Consider the following 17344-nt stretch of genomic DNA (forward strand, 5'->3'; position numbering starts at 1 on the left):
AAACGTCTGCAAGATGGACAATCATCCTTCCTGCAGGCGCCTTCACAAGATACCTGCGCATACTTTCAAAGATCCGGGGAAGTGGCCTCAGCGCCATTCCCGTGTGCTGCGAAGTTTCCTTCGTAGCGAGCCGCCCATTATAGCCGGCTTTTCCGCTTCGTCAACACCTTTTTTCAAGGCCGTCTCACCGGGGTGGACGTTGTTGCCGATGCTGCTTCGTCGTTGGACCCGAGGGCCTTTCGTCGTTGCGAGCCGCCTATTATGCCGGACTTTTCGAGTCCGTCAACACCTTCGTTCGATCATCTCGTTCGTCGGTGGTGGCGTCGCTGTTCGCGTGCCGTTTCCGAAGAAGCGGTGTGCTGCAGCAAGGGAGCGAATTCTAGAGATCCTGCAGATTTCGTCAAGCCTTTTTTTGCAGGGTGATGACAGAACCGCCATGACATCACGCATGACGTACGCTCGAAGATCGCTGCGGTGTTGACCGCGCGTTGCGCGGTCAACACCGCAGGGGCTATCAATGCACGGATGCACAGTAGAGGGACGGCAATGAACATGCAGGTGCGGCGGGTGTGGTGGCGCGATCTTTCGATGCCGGCGATCGTCGCTGGCTTCATTACTGTATTGGTCGGCTTCGCCAGTTCGGCCGTGATCGTGTTCCAGGCTGCACAAGCCGTCGGTGCCGACCAGGCGCAGATCGCCTCATGGATGTGGGCGCTGGGGCTGGGCATGGGCGTGACCTGCATCGGCCTGTCGCTGCGCTATCGCGTGCCGGTGGTGACCGCATGGTCGACCCCGGGCGCGGCGATGCTGGTGGTCGGTGCCGGTGGCGCCTCACTGTCTGAAGCGACCGGCGCCTTCCTGCTTGCCGCGGTGCTGGGCATGCTGGCCGGCTTCTCCGGTATCTTCGCCCGCCTGATGCAACGGGTGCCGATGGCACTGGCCGCCGGCATGCTGGCCGGCGTGCTGCTGCGCTTTGGCCTGGATGTGTTTGTGGCGATGAACACCCAACTGGTGCTGGCACTCGCAATGTTCGCCACCTGGCTGGCCGGGCGCCGCCTGTTCCCACGCTATGCAGTGATCGCCACCCTGGCGGTCGGTATCGCTGTGGCGGCCAGCCGCGGTCTGCTGCACGCACAACAGGTACAACTGCAACTGGCAGTACCTCAGTGGATCACGCCGTCACTATCGTGGACGGCCGTGGCAGGCATCGCCCTGCCCCTGTTCGTGGTCACCATGGCCTCGCAGAACATTCCCGGCGTCGCGGTGATGCGCGCATCCGGCTACGAAGCACCGGTGTCGCCACTGATCGGCTGGATCGGTGTGGTCAACACGCTGCTGGCTCCCTTCGGCGCCTATGCGCTCAACCTCGCCGCAATCACCGCCGCGATCTGCATGGGCCGCGATGCCCATGAAGATCCGGCGCGACGCTATACCGCGGCCATGGCGGCGGGCGCCTTCTACATCGTGATCGGACTGTTCGGTGCCACCGTGGCGGCACTGTTCGCCGCGTTCCCGAAGGAACTGGTGGCCTGCGTGGCCGGTATCGCGCTGTTCGGCACCATCGCCAACAGCCTGGCCAGCGCGCTGGCGGTGGAACGTGACCGCGAGGCGGCACTGGTTACCTTCCTGGTCACCGCCTCCGGGGTCAGCCTGGCCGGCATCGGCTCGGCGTTCTGGGGGCTGGTGGCCGGAGCCCTGTGCCTGCTGGTACTGCGGCCACGCCAAGCCGGCTGATCCGGCCTACCCCGCCAACGCAGCGCCGACCGTACTCAGCACCACCGCGATGACGATGGCGATCAGTGTGGCTACCACGCTGGTGCCGCCGCGTGCAGTCAGCTCGCTGCGCAGCCGTGTGTCATCACCGCCGGTCACGGTACGGGCCTGGGCGATCAGGCGCTGGCAGTGTGCCAGGTACCAGCTGTTGCCAAAGATGCCGGTGGTGATGCTGAGCGCGAAGGTGATGACCAGCGACAGGCCATCCGGCACATCCAGCAAGGTCTCGACCACGCTGATCAGCAGCAGCAGGCCAGCCCACATCGCCGCCAGGCGGTACATCTTGCGGTACATCATCCACACCAGGCCGAGCAGGAAGGCCGGCCAGTGCCAGGTGCCAGTGCCCGTGGCGATGCCTTGATCCAGCCGCCAGCGCTGGCGATAGATCGGGAAGTTGCCTCCCACCACGCTGGCGTACAGCGCCAATTCGCCCTCCAGCCCAGCCGCCGCTGCCGTATCCGGTGCAGTGGCCGGCGCACGATACGGATCGGAGGGATCGCCGACGCTCGGCGCGATGCCCTCAACGACAGGGGCCGCGTCGATATCCGGGGCCGGAACCACTTCGATGGGCGTTGAAACCTGATCCAGCTCGGCCAATGGACGCCACGACGGCATCCCTTCGCACCACAGCAGCGTGCGTGCCGTTACCGTCCCGTCCTGCTGCAGCTTGCGAAGACCGGCCAGGTCGACCGGCCCACTGCTCTGCCTGCCATTGGCATACCACCACTGTGCTTCCTGCATGTTCTCCATCCTTCCTGCGTACATCATCAAACTGGAACTGCTGCCACCACCTATAGCGGGGCACTGGCCAGGGTCTGTGCCAACCGGTGGCGCTCCCCCGGTGCGAGGGTGATCTGCTCGGGGCCGGCATTGGCCACCTCCAGGCAGACATAATCGTGCCAGCCGTCGCCAACGTCCGCCATCTTCGCCGCCGCGTCCGCACCCGGGTTCCATGCCACCAGGGTCTGGCTGCCTTCGCTGCGGATCTCGATCCGCCGCTGCAGTACGGGATCACGCAGCACGTAATGGCCGCCGGCACCGGTATAGATGCGATCGCAGCGGCCGGGATCACGCGGATCACGCAATGACCACGGTCCCTGCTGCAGGCGCGCCTGCGCGTAATCCTCGTACTTGTCGAGATACTGCAGTCCATCGAGGCCATCGACCTCGACGCGACCGGCATCGCCAACGCGGAAATAGCTGTGCAGGGCCTGGGTGAAGGTCACCGGCGAAGCCCCGATGTTTTCGCTGGTCAACTGCTGATGCAGCTGGTGGCCGATGCGCACCTGCATCTGCAGGCGCAGGCCGAGGTCGACGCACGGAGGTGGCGCCAGTTGCAGCTTCACCTCACCGTCATCGCCCTGGAGGGCCTGCAGCAGCTCCCAGCGCGCGGTACGCACCAACCCGTGTGCGGGAACATCAGCGTCCTGGCCCTGGCGGCCGAACCACGGCCAGCACACCGGCACCCCGCCACGGATCGGCGTGGGCAGTTCGGCGCGCGTGGGCGACAGCCACAACAGGTCGTGCTGCCCTTCCGGAATGAACGACAGCAGCTGACCACCAAACACGCTGATGACCGCCGTGGCATTGGCGGTTCGCACCTCCCAGGCCTCCAGCCCGTGATACAGGCCGGTGCTGATGTCCGGATTCGACTGCATGCGATGACGCTCCTTGAAGACCGCGGCGATGATGTCGTGGTCAGCGTGCCGTCGGCAAGGCCTTCTGCCCAGCGGGTGCGATGGCGGCCGCCTCTTCCTGCAGCGCGCGCAGGATGCGTTGGCCGGCACGCCCATCGGCATTGGCCCAGCCGAGGCGCTGCTGCTCGGACTGGATCGCGCGACGCGTGGCGGTACCGATCATGCCATCGGCGCTGCCGATATCGTGGCCGCGGGCCAGCAGCAGGGTCTGCAGCTGGCGGCGCTCATCGCGGCCGATGCCGGGGTCGTCGGTCGGCCAGGCGGTGACCAATCCGGCGCCGCCGCGCAGCTGGTCGGCCAGGGTGGCGATCGCCAGCGCATAGCTTTCAGCGGCGTTGTAGCTGTAGATCGCATCATAGTTGCGGAACACCAGCAGCGCCGGACCCTTGATCCCTGCCGGCAGCAGCAGCGCGGCGCGCGCGTCGGCCGGGAGGTTGGCCGGTGCCAGCGCGCTGCCATCCAGCGCGGTCACGCCCTGTGCGCGCCAGTCGGCCAGCGCGCGGCGTTGGGTACGGCCGGCCAGGCCGGCATTGAAGCCGGCCGGGATACGGACCTCCATGCCCCATGGCTCGCCACTGCGCCAGCCGGCACGCTTGAGGTAGTTGGCGGTGGACGCCAGTGCATCGGGAATGCTGCCGACCAGATCGCGGCGGCCATCGCCATCACCGTCCACGGCAATGCGTGCATAGGTGCTGGGCATGAACTGGGTATGGCCGAACGCGCCCGCCCAGGAACCAGTCAGCCCCTGCGCCTGCAGGTCACCCCGGTCGATCAGTTTGAGCAGGGCCAGCAGTTCGCCACGGAAGAAGGCCTGGCGACGGCCGGCGCAGGACAGCGTGGCCAGGGACTGCAGCAGCGGGCGCTTGCCGAACACGCGGCCATAGTCGCTCTCCACGCCCCAGACCGCGACGATGGTGGTCGGATCGACGCCGTACTGTGCGGACACGCGATCGAGCAGGTCACGATGCTGCTGCAGCATCGCGCGACCATCATCGACCCGCTGACGATCGACCAGCGCGGCCAGGTAATCCCAGATCGGCGTGGTGAATTCCGGCTGCGCATCGAGCAGGCCAAGCACGCTGGGGTCCGGGGTGAGGCCGGCGGTGATTTCGTTGAAGCGTTCGGCACTGATGCCCTGGCTGGCGGCCGTGGCCTGCAGGCCCACCAGGCAACGGCTGAAGGCCGGATCGACGCTGGCATCCGGTGCTGCAGGCAGCGCGGGGGGTGAGGCGAGAGCGGCCGCCAGGCCGAGGGTGGTCAGAATGGGCATGGCGTCCTCCGTGTTGCCGTTGCACGGCCATCTTAGGGGTAGCGGTGCTGCAGAACCTGAAGGGGTACCGGCTGGCCGGCCACCCTAGATGGCACGCAGCAGGCGCAGGCCGTAGGCGGGACTGTCGGCATTCCAGCGCTGCGTGGCCTGCAGGCCCGCCTGCTGCAGCAGCGCCTCGAAGCTGTCGTCGGTGTACTTGTGGCTGTACTCCACACGGATCGGTTCGTCGGCGGCGAAGTGGAAGGTGCGGCCGTCCAGATGCACATCCTGCGCCCAGCGGCTGACCAGATCGGTTTCGATGCGCAACCGCGCGGTGCTGTAGCAGGCACGGTGGTGGAAGCCGTCGAGGTCGAAGTCGCTGCCGATCTCGCGATTGAGCCGGGCCAGCAGGTTGAGAGTGAACGCGGCGGTGACGCCCTGCGCGTCGTTGTAGGCCGCTTCGATCAGAGCCGGGTCCTTGTGCAGATCGATGCCGACCAGGGCCAGGCCGTCGCGGCCCATCGTCTGGCGCATCGCCCGCAGCAGTGCGACCGCGTCTTCGCCTTCAAAGTTGCCCAGCGTGGAACCGGGGAAGAACAGCAGCCGTCGCGCGGGTTCGCGCTCGGGCATGGGAACGGCGACGGGGCGGGTGAAGTCGGCACAGACCGGCAGCATCTCCACCTCCGGCAACGCCGGCGCCAGATGATCGATGCTGGACAGCAGCGCGGCCCGCGAGATTTCAATCGGCGTATAGGCCACCGGGTCGTGAAGTGCGGCCAGCAGCAGCGCGGTCTTGCGTCCGCTGCCGCTGCCCAGCTCCACCACATGCAGGCGTGGGCCGACGGTTCGGGCGACGTCCGGCAGCACACGCTTCAGCAGGGCCAGCTCGGTGCGCGTGGGGTAATACTCGGGGGTCTGCGTGATCTGCTCGAACAGGCGCGAGCCACGCGCATCGTAGAAGTACTTGGACGGCAGCTGGCGCGGCGTACGTGAGAGTCCGGCCACTACGTCGGAGAGGATCTGCTGCCGCCCGGGGGTGAGATCGGTCAATGCCTGCAGCGCGTCATGCACGGTGCTCATGTGAGGTCCCTGGCCAGGCGCAGCCCGGAGAACTGCCAGCGCGCCGGCGGCATGAAGAAGTTTCGGTAGCTGGCGCGCACATGTCCGCGCGGCGTGGCGCAGCTGCCGCCGCGCAGCACCCACTGCCCGCACATGAACTTGCCGTTGTACTCACCCAGGTTGCCGGCGAACGGGCGGAAACCGGGATAAGCGCCGTAGGCCGATTGGGTCCATTCCCAGACATCGCCGAACAGCTGGCGCAGTCCACTGCCCTGCCCCGCCAACGGGTGCAGGTGGTCATCCTCGGCGAAGTGGCCGCTGACCGGTTGCGACGTCGCAGCCGCTTCCCATTCGAACTCGCTGGGCAGGCGTGCACCGGCCCAGCGGGCGCAGGCGTCAGCCTCGTAGTAGCTGAGATGGCAGACCGGCGCGTGCGGATCCAGCGCACGCCAACCGCCGAGGGTGTACTCGCGCTGCAGGTCGTCATCCCAGTACAGCGGGTGCTGCCAGCCCTCGGCTTCGCGCAGCGCCCAGCCTTCGCTGAGCCACCAGCGCGGCTCCCGGTAACCACCGGCCTCGATGAAGGCGTGGTACTCGGCATTGCTGACGGGACGCTCGGCCAGTGCGTGCGCGGGGAGCACCACGCGGTGCGCTGGCGATTCGTTGTCATAGGCGAACGCGGCCTGCTGCGGCCATGCCGCGGCGCCGACGGTGACGATGCGCTCGGGTGATTCGATCCAGCCCTGAGCGCTGGCGTTGCCTGCGACGGGTTGCAGGTCTTCGCGATATGGCGGCTGCAGCGGATTGCACCAGAACGCATGCTTGATGTCGGTGAGCAGCAGTTCCTGGTGCTGCTGCTCGTGCTGCAGGCCCAGCTGCAGATGCTGCAGTGCCTGTTCATCGAGATCGCCCGCCGCCAACCGCGATTGCACCTGCGCATCGACCTGCTTGCGGTAGTCGCGCACCTGCTGCAGCGAGGGCCGCGACAGCAACCCGCGCTGTGGCCGCGCATGCGCCGGGCCGATGCTCTTGTAGTAGCTGTTGAACAGGTAGTCCCAGGCCGGGTCATGCGCTGGCGCGGTGCCGAAACCCGCCAGCACGAAGCGTTCGAAGAACCAGGTGGTGTGGGCCAGGTGCCATTTGCTCGGGCTGGCGTCAGCCATGCTCTGCAGCATGGCGTCCTCGGCACTGAGCGGCGCGGCCAGCTGCAGGCTGCGCGTCCGTACATGGGCGAACTGGCGGGCGAGATCGTGCTGCGGGGCAGCGACGGCGGCGGGTACGCTGTCCATGTGGGCAGCATCGGCGCTGGACGGTGAGTGCGACGTCATGGTTCGGCGTCACTTCGTTCACATGGATGAGCCTGCCGCATTCAAGAAGCCGCCACGAACGCCGCTAACGGCAATGCTGCGGCCGCGTCGTCACCGCGCTGGAATTCCTGCTTGCCCCTGCATCCGCTCCGCCAGCCTGCGCATTACCTGTTCGTGCTGCCCGCCATGCTGGTTGCCGTGGTGCTGTGCACCGCATTGGATACCGCAGACGTGGCCAGCCCGGCGCAGCGCATCCTGCCCTGGCTGCTGGCCTGCCTCGGCGCGGGGCTGGCCCTGCTCTACCACCAGATACGTTCGCTCTGCCTGCTGCTGGTGGTGGCGGTCATGTTCGCGCTGCTGCACCAGGATGTCGGCGGCTTCCTGCGCAGCGGCCATGTCGGCGCGCTGACACCGCTGCGCTTCCATGCCATCTCGGCGTGGCTGCCATTGCTGTTCACCGGCCTGTCGTTGTGGCCGGAGCGCGGGCGCCGACGCCAGGACCTGCTGCTGCGCGGCGTGGTATGCAGCGTGGCGCTGCTGATCTTCCTGCTGCTGGCCACGCAGCAGCCGCGCGGCATGCACGATCTGCTGTCGAACCGTCACTGGGCGTGGATCCCGGCCGACTGGAACGCGCTGGCGCAGCTACCGGCGCTGCTGTTCCTGCTGGCGACCGCCGCGCTGGGCTGGCAGGCCTGGCGGCACCCGCGCCCGTTGCACACGGCAATGCTGCTGGCGCTGCTGTGCCTGTGGTGGATGCTGCCACGGGTGTTCCTGCAGCCGGTGCTGCTGCCGGCGCTGAGCTGCGCCGCCCTGCTGCTGGTGCTGGGTGCGATGCTGCAGGAGTCCTTCCACATGGCCTTCCGCGATGAGCTGACCGGCCTGCCGGGGCGCCGCGCGTTCAACGAGACCCTGCAGCGGGCACGCGGCACCTACAGCATCGCGATGGTGGACGTGGACCACTTCAAGTCATTCAACGATACCCATGGCCACGACACCGGCGATGACGTGCTGCGACTGGTGGCCTCGCGGCTTGCGAAGGTCGGCGACGGTGGTCGGGCATTCCGCTATGGCGGCGAGGAATTCGCGGTGGTGTTCCTGGACCGTCCGGCGGCGGCCTGCGTCGATGCGGTCGAAGCCCTGCGGCAGAGTATCGAGGACACCCGCATGCAGCTGCGCGACCGCAGCACCCGCAGCCGCGACGACGAGGCCGGTCGACAGCAACGCGGACGCGGTGGCAGCGGCCAGGTCGTGCAGGTGACGGTGAGCATCGGCCTGGCCGACAGTCGTGTGGACCAGCGGCCGACGGCGGTGGTCAAGGCCGCCGACCAGGCGCTGTACGCGGCCAAGGACGGGGGCCGCAACCAGGTGCATGCGCAGGCCGGCCAGCGCGTGCTGGCCATGCGTGGCGGCTGAGGCTCAGACCGCGTCGAGGTAGTACCAGCGGCCTTCGATGCGCTGGAAGCGGCTGTGTTCGGTCATCTTCACCGCGCTGCCGCCGCCGATGCGGTAGCGCGCGGTGAAGCGGACGTCGGCGCTGTCGGCACCGGTAATGGTGTGCTCGTGCACGGTCAGGCCCAGCCAATGCGTGCGCTGGCCCGGCGCATCGTCCAGCGTCAGCTCGGCCGGACGCGTGTCCGGGTGCCAGGTCTGGCGCAGGTAGTCGGCCAAACCGCGCACGTAGGCGCTGTAACGCGAACGCATCAGGCGCTCGGCATCAGGCGCCGCGTCGCCAGCATGGAAACGGCCGCAGCAGGCGGCGTAGTCGGCGGGCAGGCCGCAGGGACAGGGATCGGCGGGTTTTCGGCTCATGCCGGCATTGTCGCCGGGTTGCACGGATTGATCCACGCGCGGCACGGGTCAGCTGATGCAGGACAGGCGTATGCTGTCGCGCCCCCCACCTTGATTGATCGCCGTGCTGGAACTGGTTCCCCCTGAGTTGTGGTGGCTGGTGGTGATCGCCTTCATCGCCGGCCTTGTGGATGCCGCCGTCGGTGGCGGTGGCCTGGTGCAGCTGCCCGGCCTGTTCACGGTGCTGCCGCAGCAGACGCCGGCGATGCTGTTCGGTACCAACAAGTTCAGCTCGATGTTCGGCACGGGTGCAGCGGCCTGGCGCTATGCACGCAATGTGCGCTTCCCGTGGAAGCCGGTGCTGTTCGCGGCTGGCACGGCCTTCATCTTCTCCTTCGCCGGGGCCACCGCGGTGAGCCTGCTGCCCAAGGATGCGGTGCGCCCGCTGGTACTGGTGCTGCTGATCGCGATGCTGGCTTACACGCTATGGAAGAAGGATTTCGGTGCACTGCACCGGCCGCAGGAGATCGGCCGCCGCGAGCTGGCCATCGCACTGGCCATTGGTGCGGCGATCGGCTTCTACGATGGCTTCTTCGGGCCAGGTACGGGCAGCTTCCTGATCTTCCTGTTCGTGCGCTTCTTCGGCCTGGATTTCCTGCGCGCATCGGCCGCGTCAAAGGTGGTGAACCTGGCGACCAATGTGGCGGCGATCTCGTTCTTCGTGCCGACCGGCAACATCCTGTGGCTGTTCGCGCTGCCGATGGCGGCGGCCAACATCATTGGATCGGTGGTGGGCACGCGGTTGGCGCTGAAGGGCGGTACGCCGTTCATCCGCAAGCTGTTCGTGGGGCTGGTGGTGGTGCTGATCGCGCGGATGGCGTGGGATACGTTGCGCGGAGCGTGAAGCCACGCTATGACCCGGTAGGTGCCAACCTTGGTTGGCGCGTTGTTTCCGGTCGAGAACAGCAGCCGAGCATGGCTCGGCTCTACAGGGAACACCGCCGGGCATGGCCCGGCGCTACCGCAGACCGAGGCGATCAGGCCTCGGCTTCTTCCGGTTCGTTGGCCTGCTGGCGGCTGCGCTCGGGCAGCTTCAGGCGCTTGCCTTCTTCGTCGTACTCGATCAGCAGCACACCGGAGTCGTGGCGGCCGCTGATTTCGACGAAGCAGGCACCACCGATGAACGGTTCCAGCGTCATCACCGACTTCAGCGGGGTGGCCACCACCATCTGGAAGCCGAAGTTGTCGAAGATGTTCATCGCCAGTGCGGTGAACTCGTTGTCGGCCTTGTCGAAGGCTTCGTCGAGCACGACTGCGGCGTAGCTGGGCAGCTGGCTGTCGGCGCCGCCGAGCTGGTAGCGCAGGGCCGCCGCCAGGCAGGTAGTGGCCAGCTTCTGCCGCTGGCCACCGGACTTGCCGGCGCCGCTGCGGTAGATCTCGACCTGCTGGCGCGTCTCCGCATCCAGCTCGACGCCGATGAACTCCACGTGCATGCGCACGTCCAACACCAGCTCGCGCCAGCGCTTGTCCTCGCCTTCCTGTGAGCCCAGGCGGTTGACCAGCTGGCGCAGCACGCTGAACTGCGATTCGGCCAGCTCACGCTGCTCGGTCTGCTGCTGCGACAGCACCTCGCGCAGCTGCAGGTGGAACTCGCCGACTTCCGGCAGGCGGCGGTCGTTCAGTTCGATGGTCAGCAGCGTGCCGCGGTTGAACGGCACCTGTTCCAGGCTCGCGTTCACTTCGTCCAGGCGCTGGCCGATCGACTTGCGGGCCTCGGCACTGTGACGCTGCAGCGCCAGCAGGTTGTTCTTGCTCTGGTTCTGCAGCAGGTCGAAGAAGCGCTCTTCGTGCTGCGGCAGGCCATCACGCTCCAGGCGTTCGAGGCGGGCCAGGAAGTCTTCGGCCGAGGCCACCGACACGGTGAAGTCGCCCGATTCCTCCGGCCACTGCTGGATGAAGCGGCGGAAGCAGCCGATCAGCTGGTTCTCGATGCGGTTGAGGTCCTGCTGCGAAGACGACAGCTGCTCGTTCAGTGCGTTGCTGACCTGGCGCATGTGCGCTTCCAGCGTTTCCAGGCTGAGCGGGCCCTGCTCCTGCAGGCGCTCGGCAAGTCCAGCCTCGTGCTCCTGGGCCAGGCTCGGCAGCACCAGTGCACGGCTCTGCTGGCGTGCACGGTCCAAGCGATCTCGTTCCTTGACCAGCTGGCCGCGCTCGACGCGGACGTCCTCATAGGTGCGGCGGGACTGCTCGATGTCGGCGCGCACGGCGTCGATCTGCTTGGCCAGCTTGGCCAGATCGGCATTGCCTTCGCGCAGGTCGCGCAGGGTGGCCTCGATGTCGCTCAGGCGCTGCTGCGGGGCGGCAATGTCGATCTCGTTCCAGCTGATGCTGACCAGTTCGTGGCAGGCCAGGCGACGTTCATTGTCGCGGTCACGCTGGCCGCGCAGCCGCGCGATATCGGTCTCGCAGCTGGCGATGCGCTTGGCCAGTTCCTGTGCTTCGCGCTCGAAGGCGCCCACCTTGTCGTGGTTGTTGAAGCCAAGGATCCAGCGACGGCGGTCACCCACCGCGCTGCGGTCGTCCTTCTCGAAGCGGTCGCCCGGATGCTTGACCTGGCCTTCGCGGGTGATGCCGCGGTCGACGTTGCGCAGCTGCTTGGCATCCACGCACTCGTAGTCGAAGCGCTTGCCGAGCTCACGCCGCAGCCAGCTTTCGAACACGTGGTCGCGCAGTTCCAGCTTGTGCAGCAGCGACTTCGCCGATGGCTCACGGGCGAACGCATCATCGTTGCGGCGCACGCGGTAATAGGTGAAGCGCATGCCCAGGTGGGTACGATTCACCCACTCGGCGACCTCGTTGTAGTGCTTGTCATCGACCAGCAGCGACAACGCGAAACCGCCCAGCACGCGCTCGATGGCACCCTGCCAGCCCTGCTCTTCCGAGCGGACCTGGATCAGCTCACCGACGAACGGCAGCGCCGCTTCGGCGATGCCGGTTTCCTCGGCCAGGCGTGCGCGCAGCTTCTGCATCGGCGCCGGAATGTTGGAGGGGGTGCGCTGCATCGCTTCGAGTTCGCTGCGCACTTCACCGAAGCGGCGCTCGTCGTCGCGCTTGCCGCCGAGGCGATCGCTGATCGCATCGTCCAGTGCCGCCGAGGCACGCTGGCGGTCCTGCAGTTCGTTCTGCGCGCGCTCGACCAGTTCGGCGAAGCCATGGGCGTCATCGGGCAGTTCGGCCTGCAGCTGCTGTGCCGCTTCCTGGGCCTGGTCACGCTTGGCCTTGCGGCGGTCGCGCTCGGCTTCGGCACGGCCCTGCTCACGTTCCAGTTCCTCGATGCGCTCACCGCCCTGCTGACGGCGCTGCAGCTCCAGTTCGGCCAGGCGCTCGGTGTGGTTGTCGAGCGCGGCACGGCGCTGGGCTTCTTCGCCGAGCAGGCCACGGTCACGCACGTCCATCTCGCGCAGGCGTGCTTCGATCAGTGCCTGGCGGCGGCTTTCGCGGAAGCTGTCGACGCCGAGCTTCAGCGCTTCATCGTCGCCACGCTGGCGGTGCATCTGCTTCAGGTCGCCGTAGTAGGCGCGTGCCGGCAGCAGGGTTTCCACCTGGCGGCGAGCGGTGACCACGGCCTGGTGCGCGCCATCGAGTTCGGCGAAGTCGCTGACCAGGCGCTCGGCGGCGTCGAAGGTCTTCGGCGTGTCGAGCATGAAGTCGCGCAGGAAGACATTGAGGTCGCCCAGGTTCTTCGCCGACTGCGTCTTGTGCAGCAGGCGCAGCGCCATCTCGTTGTCGATGCCGAGCAGGTCGCGGAAGCGCTCGGCGTAGCCGGAGAAAGTGTCGAAGTGGTGCAGGTCGGCCAGCTTCTGCTTGAGCTTGCGCAGGTCCAGGTCGAAGCCGCCGAGATCCTTGGCGATGTCGAACGGACGCTCGGCGATCATGTAGTGCTTGCGCACGTCGCCGGCCGAGGTGCCGTTGCCGGAGATCCACAGCAGGCGCACCAGGCTGACCACGCGGCCGTCGCCGGCGCGGTATTCCAGCACCAGTGCGGTCCAGGTCGCGCCCTTGCGCAGGTACTGCGTAGCGATTTCGCCGGTACCGCTGTCCTGCTGGTCGGCCCACGCGCCACGCACATAGGACACCAGGTTGCGGTCGCGGCCACTGCGCTCGGCTTCACGCGCGGCAGCGTTGAAGTCGACGATGGCCGGCGGCGTCAGCAGCGCGGACATGGCATCGAGCAGGGTCGACTTGCCCGAGCCGGAACGGCCGACGAACAGGAAGCCGCGCTCGGCGATCGGCACTTCGGTCAGGCCGTTGAAGGTGCCCCAGTTGTGCACCTGCAGGCGGCGCATGCGGAACTGCTGCAGGCGCGGATCCGGCAGGCCTTCGTTGAACAGGGCGGGAGTGTGCTTGGAGATAGCCATGCGATGTTAGGGTCTCTCAGGCCTCGGCGGCCGGGGTTTCGCGCAGCTGGCGGTAGACCGCCGAAAGCTGGGACACGTCTTCGGCGGAGAACAGCAGCTTCAGCGCCGGCGAGACTTCGTGGCGGTCTTCCTGGCCGCTGAGGCGGGTCAGGATGTGGTTGTCCTTCATCTTCTGCACCGCCGAGGCGACGCGGCGGTTGAAGCCGGCGCGGTCGGTGGACAGGTTCTTTTCGTAGATGGCCAGCGCTTCGGCCATCTCGGCGTCGGCCACCACTGCGCGGTTGCCGCGCGCATCGGCCTCGGCCAGCTGCTGGCGCAGGTACAGCAGCAGCACCGAATCGATGAAGGTCAGCGGTGAGGTGCGCAGCAGCACCGGCGCATCAACGTCTTCGGTATCGGCCTGGCGTGTGAAGGCCACACCGCTGTCACGGTCGAGCACCAGTTCCAGGAACAGGTCGGCCAGCGACGAACGGATGGCCGCCTCGCTGCGGATCAGCGCCGGCCACAGCTTGGCGTGGCGCAGCTGGTCGATGCTGGGGCCGATCAGCAGCTGGCACAGCGCGCGGCGCGCATCCAGCGGCAGGCGTCCGGTATCGCCCAGGTAGTACACGTCGTTGCCACGGCGGGGCTGCGCCACGGCCGCCACCGGCTCGGCCTCGTAGGCGTCTTCCGCCACGTCGGCCTGGGCTGCGTCGATGGGATCTTCATGCCAGCTCATGGCGTCTCTCCTGGGTGAACCAAACCAGCGGGATGCGGGCGCGACGGACCTGGCCGTCGCCACCACGCCATTCGGCAAGCTCCTGCTCGCCGGCGACCACGTTGCCGAAGCGCGTGCCCAGCGACAGATAGCCGATGACGCTGCCAAGACCCTGCGGCGCCTCGCGCTGCGACAGGGCCTGGGCGATGCTGAGCCGCGGCTGTGCATCGAGCAGGTCGTGCAGGTCGCGGCGCAGGGTGCGGAAGTCGATTTCGGATGAAGCGACCAGATCGCCGACGCTTTCCAGGCTGATCGCGGCGGCGTCGTTGTATTCGACGTTGCCATCGACCTGGGCACTGCGCGGATCATGCAGCTTCCACTGCGACCACGAACGCAGGCGGCTGGTGGTCAGCTGCAGGTCGCGGCCGATGCCACGCTGTGCGGGGAACTCGTCGCGCAGCGCCAGCGCTTCGGACTGCGCCTGTTTCAGCAACTGGTTGAGACGGCGCTGTTCCAGGTAGCCACGGCTCTGCACGAAGCCGCGCAGGCTGCGCGCGAAGTTCTGCAGCACATCGTGCACCTGGCCGCCTCGCTCAAGCATGGTGCTGGTGAAGCCACGCAGGAAGTTGCGTTCGTTGCGGTCCAGGCGGCGCGCAAAGCCACGCGCCAGCACCGCTTCCAGCGCGGCGTCGAGCTGGGCGCTCTGTTCGGCGTCGTTGAGCAGTCGCCAGAACGCCTGGAAGCTGCGGCCGGCATCGCTCTCGCCGATCACGTCCACGCCTTCGAACAGCTGCGACAGCACATCGCCGCGCTCGCCCTCGTCGTCGATGATGCGTTCGCGGAAATCGCGGTTGAGCTGCTCGAAGTCGTCGCGTACGCGGCGGAAGTCCTCGGTCAGTTCGTCGGCCAGGCCGATGATCTGGCGCGCACGTTCCAGCGCGCGCTTGCCGTCCAGCGCGATCACGCGGCCGGCGCCGACGCGGGCGATCTCGGCGTCGATGCGGTCACGCTCGTCGCGCAGCGCGGACAGGCGTGCATCCGGATCGGATTCGGTCTGCGCGGCCAGCTGCGAGAGCTGTTCGATGACCAGCGCCAGGCGGCTTTCGGTGGCGGCCACGCGGGCCTGCTCGAGGCCGTCGGCGAAGCGGATTGCCTGCAGCGCCGCGGTCGACAGTTCGTACTGCTCCTGGTCGGCACCTTCGGGCAAACGGCGCTCCAACCAGCCCTGGGCCAGCCAGTGCGCGATGTAGGCCTGCGCGGTGCGCGGCAGGTCGCGCGACAGTTCATCGCCGTTGAGCTGGTCCAGCGCGCGTTGCAGGCGCTCACTGAGCACCGATGAGGGCAGCGTGCGCTCGCCATCCATCAGCAGGCCCTGCAGCAGGCCGATGATTTCCGGGGCATGGTCGGCGGCGAGCAGCTTCCACTGGGGCTGTTCGCGCAGATGGCGGTAACGGGAAATTCGTTCGCGGTGCTTCATGCAGCGAAAGTAATAGAGGTGACTGGCGAGGACGAGCCGCCACGCACGGCCGCCGCAAGGGCAGCCGTGGGCATGCCGGCCACGCAGGGTCGGCGCTGTGCAGGCAAGCGGCTCAGCGCTTGCCGCCCACTTCGATGAAACGCAGGAACTCGGCGCGGGTACGCGCGTCGTCGCGGAAGCTGCCCAGCATCTTGGAGGTAACCATGCTGACGCCGCGCTTGTGGATGCCGCGGGTGGTCATGCATTCGTGGGCGCCTTCGACGACCACGCCGACACCGATCGGCTGCAGCACATCCTGGATGCACTGGGCGATCTGCGCGGTCATCTTCTCCTGCACCTGGAAACGGCGGGCGTAGGCTTCGACGACGCGGGCCAGCTTGCTGATGCCCACCACCTTGCCGGCCGGCAGGTAGCCGACATGCACGCGGCCGATGATCGGCGCCATGTGGTGCTCGCAGTGGCTTTCGTACTCGATGTCGCGCAGGACGATCAGTTCGTCGTAGCCGGCCACTTCCTCGAAGGTCCGCTCCATGTAGGCGCGCGGGTCGTCGCGGTAACCGCTGAACCAGTCGCCATAGGCTTCGGCGACACGGCGGGGGGTATCCAGCAGGCCTTCACGGGACGGGTCCTCACCGGCCCAGCGCAGCAGGGTGCGCACGGCATCCTCGGCCTGGTCCTGGGTCACGTCGCCCTGCGGGGCGGCCTTTTCGTTGTTCTTGCTCATTGCGTACAGCGTCCCGAACGGGGGGCGAGCATCGTACCCGACCGGGGGGTGGGTCGTCCTGTTGGTCGGGTTCATCGGGGGGTCTGGCGGCGCCTGCCTGTTACGGATCTGGATGGGGAAGGGCGACAGGGCAGGACACGCCGTAAACCCATCCATGGGGGCTCGGTCGGCGCATCCATGCGCCTCACGGTCCTGCCCTGTCGCCCTTCCCCATCCCTGACAGTTTCCTGCGGGCGCGGCCGGACCGCCCGGAAGCGGGGTCAAAAGCTGGGGTTCATGGCTTCGGAAACGGCTCGCGCCGCTGCCCTGGTGGGTGCGGACCGTTGGTCCGCACTGCTTCGGCTCCCGCCCTTGCCTTTAAAGAGCCAACCCACCGCGCCCGCCGGGTGATGGGAGGGCAGCGGGGGCCGGGCGGGGCAGGACCGTCCGCGGCATGGATGCCGCGGCCGAGCCTACAGGGACGTACTTGCGGCGTGTCCTGCACCGTCCGGCCCCCGCAGCCCCACCCGACACCAGGCAGGCGCAGCGCTTTCCTCAACACACCCGCCCATTCAGAAAAATCTATTGATAGGAATGAAATTAGTAGTATCCTATCTATCTCTTATGGACCGACCCCTCGACGAGCGCACCGTGCTGCAGATGCAGCTCAGCTCCGGCCTGCTTTACGCAGGGCGGCAGTGGCAGCGCCTGGCCGACAGCCGGCTCGGCAGCTACGGCATCTCCACCGCCTGCACCATGCCGCTGCTGATGATCGGCCGCTCCGGTGGTGGCATCCGCCAGGTGGCGCTGGCCCAGCAGCTGGGCATGGAGGGTCCTTCCCTGGTCCGCCTGCTGGACAAGCTGTGCGCCAGCGACCTGGTCCGCCGCGAGAGCGACGCCAGCGACCGCCGCGCCAACCTGCTGTGGCTGACCGACGCGGGACACGCGCTGGTCAGCGAGCTGGAAGACCAGTTGATCGGCCTGCGCCAGGACGTGTTCGGCGAGCTTTCCATGGATGAACTGCACGCCGTGCTGAAGGCATGGCGCCTGCTGGCCGAGGCTGCCGACCGCATCACGTAAGACCGCTGCCCCCGAATACCGCCGCTGCCGTGCACACGCCAGCGGCTTTTGCCCGTTGCTGTTGTTTCGTTGTTCCTCCCCTCCCCTCCCCTCCCC

14 protein-coding genes are annotated in these 17344 nt (G+C 67.4%); 4 read left to right on the top strand and 10 right to left on the bottom strand.

Annotation, left to right across the window (positions count from 1 at the left end; all coding sequences use genetic code 11):
- Positions 1-546 precede the first annotated feature (546 nt).
- Positions 547-1734 (top strand): benzoate/H(+) symporter BenE family transporter, encoded by a 1188-nt coding sequence (locus AC0Z6F_RS15085; RefSeq protein ID WP_448123593.1) that lies wholly within the window; start codon positions 547-549, stop codon positions 1732-1734.
- A gap of 6 nt (positions 1735-1740) precedes the next feature.
- On the opposite strand, the gene AC0Z6F_RS15090 is transcribed toward AC0Z6F_RS15085, so the two are convergent.
- The 5 genes from AC0Z6F_RS15090 to egtB form a co-directional block, all read right to left on the bottom strand.
- Positions 1741-2514 (bottom strand): DUF2628 domain-containing protein, encoded by a 774-nt coding sequence (locus AC0Z6F_RS15090; protein ID WP_004141410.1) that lies wholly within the window; start codon positions 2512-2514, stop codon positions 1741-1743.
- 50 nt (positions 2515-2564) lie between these two features.
- The gene (locus AC0Z6F_RS15095; RefSeq protein ID WP_485617643.1) at positions 2565-3431 is read right to left on the bottom strand and encodes a D-hexose-6-phosphate mutarotase; all 867 of its coding nucleotides are present in this window, start codon (positions 3429-3431) and stop codon (positions 2565-2567) included.
- 40 nt (positions 3432-3471) lie between these two features.
- On the bottom strand, positions 3472-4740 hold the full coding sequence (locus AC0Z6F_RS15100; protein WP_485617642.1) for a lytic murein transglycosylase: 1269 nt from the start codon (positions 4738-4740) through the stop codon (positions 3472-3474).
- Between the two features lie 84 nt (positions 4741-4824).
- The gene (gene egtD / locus AC0Z6F_RS15105; protein WP_032968473.1) at positions 4825-5799 is read right to left on the bottom strand and encodes an L-histidine N(alpha)-methyltransferase; all 975 of its coding nucleotides are present in this window, start codon (positions 5797-5799) and stop codon (positions 4825-4827) included.
- Positions 5796-7067 (bottom strand): ergothioneine biosynthesis protein EgtB, encoded by a 1272-nt coding sequence (egtB, locus tag AC0Z6F_RS15110; protein WP_012512531.1) that lies wholly within the window; start codon positions 7065-7067, stop codon positions 5796-5798. The genes egtD and egtB overlap by 4 nt, the downstream gene beginning before the upstream one ends.
- Before the next feature lie 150 nt (positions 7068-7217).
- Here egtB and AC0Z6F_RS15115 point away from each other — a divergent pair, with 150 nt between their 5' ends.
- Positions 7218-8498 (top strand): GGDEF domain-containing protein, encoded by a 1281-nt coding sequence (locus tag AC0Z6F_RS15115; RefSeq protein ID WP_485617639.1) that lies wholly within the window; start codon positions 7218-7220, stop codon positions 8496-8498.
- A gap of 3 nt (positions 8499-8501) precedes the next feature.
- Here the strand turns inward: AC0Z6F_RS15115 and AC0Z6F_RS15120 are convergent, their stop codons facing one another.
- Positions 8502-8894 (bottom strand): YchJ family protein, encoded by a 393-nt coding sequence (locus AC0Z6F_RS15120; protein WP_004141396.1) that lies wholly within the window; start codon positions 8892-8894, stop codon positions 8502-8504.
- A gap of 103 nt (positions 8895-8997) precedes the next feature.
- Here AC0Z6F_RS15120 and AC0Z6F_RS15125 point away from each other — a divergent pair, with 103 nt between their 5' ends.
- Positions 8998-9777, top strand: coding sequence for a sulfite exporter TauE/SafE family protein (locus AC0Z6F_RS15125; RefSeq protein ID WP_012512533.1), 780 nt, complete (start codon positions 8998-9000; stop codon positions 9775-9777).
- Between the two features lie 133 nt (positions 9778-9910).
- Here AC0Z6F_RS15125 and AC0Z6F_RS15130 read toward each other — a convergent pair whose 3' ends face one another.
- The 4 genes from AC0Z6F_RS15130 to folE form a co-directional block, all read right to left on the bottom strand.
- Complete coding sequence (locus AC0Z6F_RS15130; RefSeq protein WP_485617638.1) at positions 9911-13291, bottom strand: ATP-binding protein; 3381 nt, start codon at positions 13289-13291, stop codon at positions 9911-9913.
- A gap of 16 nt (positions 13292-13307) precedes the next feature.
- A complete protein-coding gene (locus AC0Z6F_RS15135; RefSeq protein WP_005411692.1) occupies positions 13308-14009 on the bottom strand; it encodes a DUF4194 domain-containing protein in 702 nt (233 codons plus the stop codon).
- Positions 13996-15465, bottom strand: coding sequence for a DUF3375 domain-containing protein (locus tag AC0Z6F_RS15140; protein WP_004141298.1), 1470 nt, complete (start codon positions 15463-15465; stop codon positions 13996-13998). Before AC0Z6F_RS15140 ends, AC0Z6F_RS15135 begins: the two co-directional genes overlap by 14 nt.
- Positions 15466-15577: 112 nt before the next feature.
- The gene (folE, locus tag AC0Z6F_RS15145) at positions 15578-16189 is read right to left on the bottom strand and encodes a GTP cyclohydrolase I FolE (RefSeq protein ID WP_004141296.1); all 612 of its coding nucleotides are present in this window, start codon (positions 16187-16189) and stop codon (positions 15578-15580) included.
- Positions 16190-16792: 603 nt separating this feature from the next.
- On the opposite strand from folE, the gene AC0Z6F_RS15150 reads away from it, so the two are divergent.
- Complete coding sequence (locus AC0Z6F_RS15150) at positions 16793-17248, top strand: MarR family winged helix-turn-helix transcriptional regulator (RefSeq protein ID WP_012481667.1); 456 nt, start codon at positions 16793-16795, stop codon at positions 17246-17248.
- The last annotated feature ends 96 nt before the right edge of the window (positions 17249-17344 follow it).

The organism is Stenotrophomonas sp. 1L-E-5-B-C3, assembly GCF_057292075.1.

Bases quoted from the DNA above. Each gene is read 5' to 3' on its own strand.
- AC0Z6F_RS15135 (WP_005411692.1), bottom strand. From the start codon at position 14,009: ATGAGCTGGCATGAAGATCCCATCGACGCAGCCCAGGCCGACGTGGCG.
- egtD (WP_032968473.1), bottom strand. From the start codon at position 5,799: ATGAGCACCGTGCATGACGCGCTGCAGGCATTGACCGATCTCACCCCC.
- AC0Z6F_RS15130 (WP_485617638.1), bottom strand. From the start codon at position 13,291: ATGGCTATCTCCAAGCACACTCCCGCCCTGTTCAACGAAGGCCTGCCG.
- AC0Z6F_RS15090 (WP_004141410.1), bottom strand. From the start codon at position 2,514: ATGCAGGAAGCACAGTGGTGGTATGCCAATGGCAGGCAGAGCAGTGGG.
- AC0Z6F_RS15095 (WP_485617643.1), bottom strand. From the start codon at position 3,431: ATGCAGTCGAATCCGGACATCAGCACCGGCCTGTATCACGGGCTGGAG.
- AC0Z6F_RS15140 (WP_004141298.1), bottom strand. From the start codon at position 15,465: ATGAAGCACCGCGAACGAATTTCCCGTTACCGCCATCTGCGCGAACAG.
- AC0Z6F_RS15150 (WP_012481667.1), top strand. From the start codon at position 16,793: ATGGACCGACCCCTCGACGAGCGCACCGTGCTGCAGATGCAGCTCAGC.
- AC0Z6F_RS15120 (WP_004141396.1), bottom strand. From the start codon at position 8,894: ATGAGCCGAAAACCCGCCGATCCCTGTCCCTGCGGCCTGCCCGCCGAC.
- AC0Z6F_RS15085 (WP_448123593.1), top strand. From the start codon at position 547: ATGAACATGCAGGTGCGGCGGGTGTGGTGGCGCGATCTTTCGATGCCG.
- egtB (WP_012512531.1), bottom strand. From the start codon at position 7,067: ATGGACAGCGTACCCGCCGCCGTCGCTGCCCCGCAGCACGATCTCGCC.
- AC0Z6F_RS15100 (WP_485617642.1), bottom strand. From the start codon at position 4,740: ATGCCCATTCTGACCACCCTCGGCCTGGCGGCCGCTCTCGCCTCACCC.
- folE (WP_004141296.1), bottom strand. From the start codon at position 16,189: ATGAGCAAGAACAACGAAAAGGCCGCCCCGCAGGGCGACGTGACCCAG.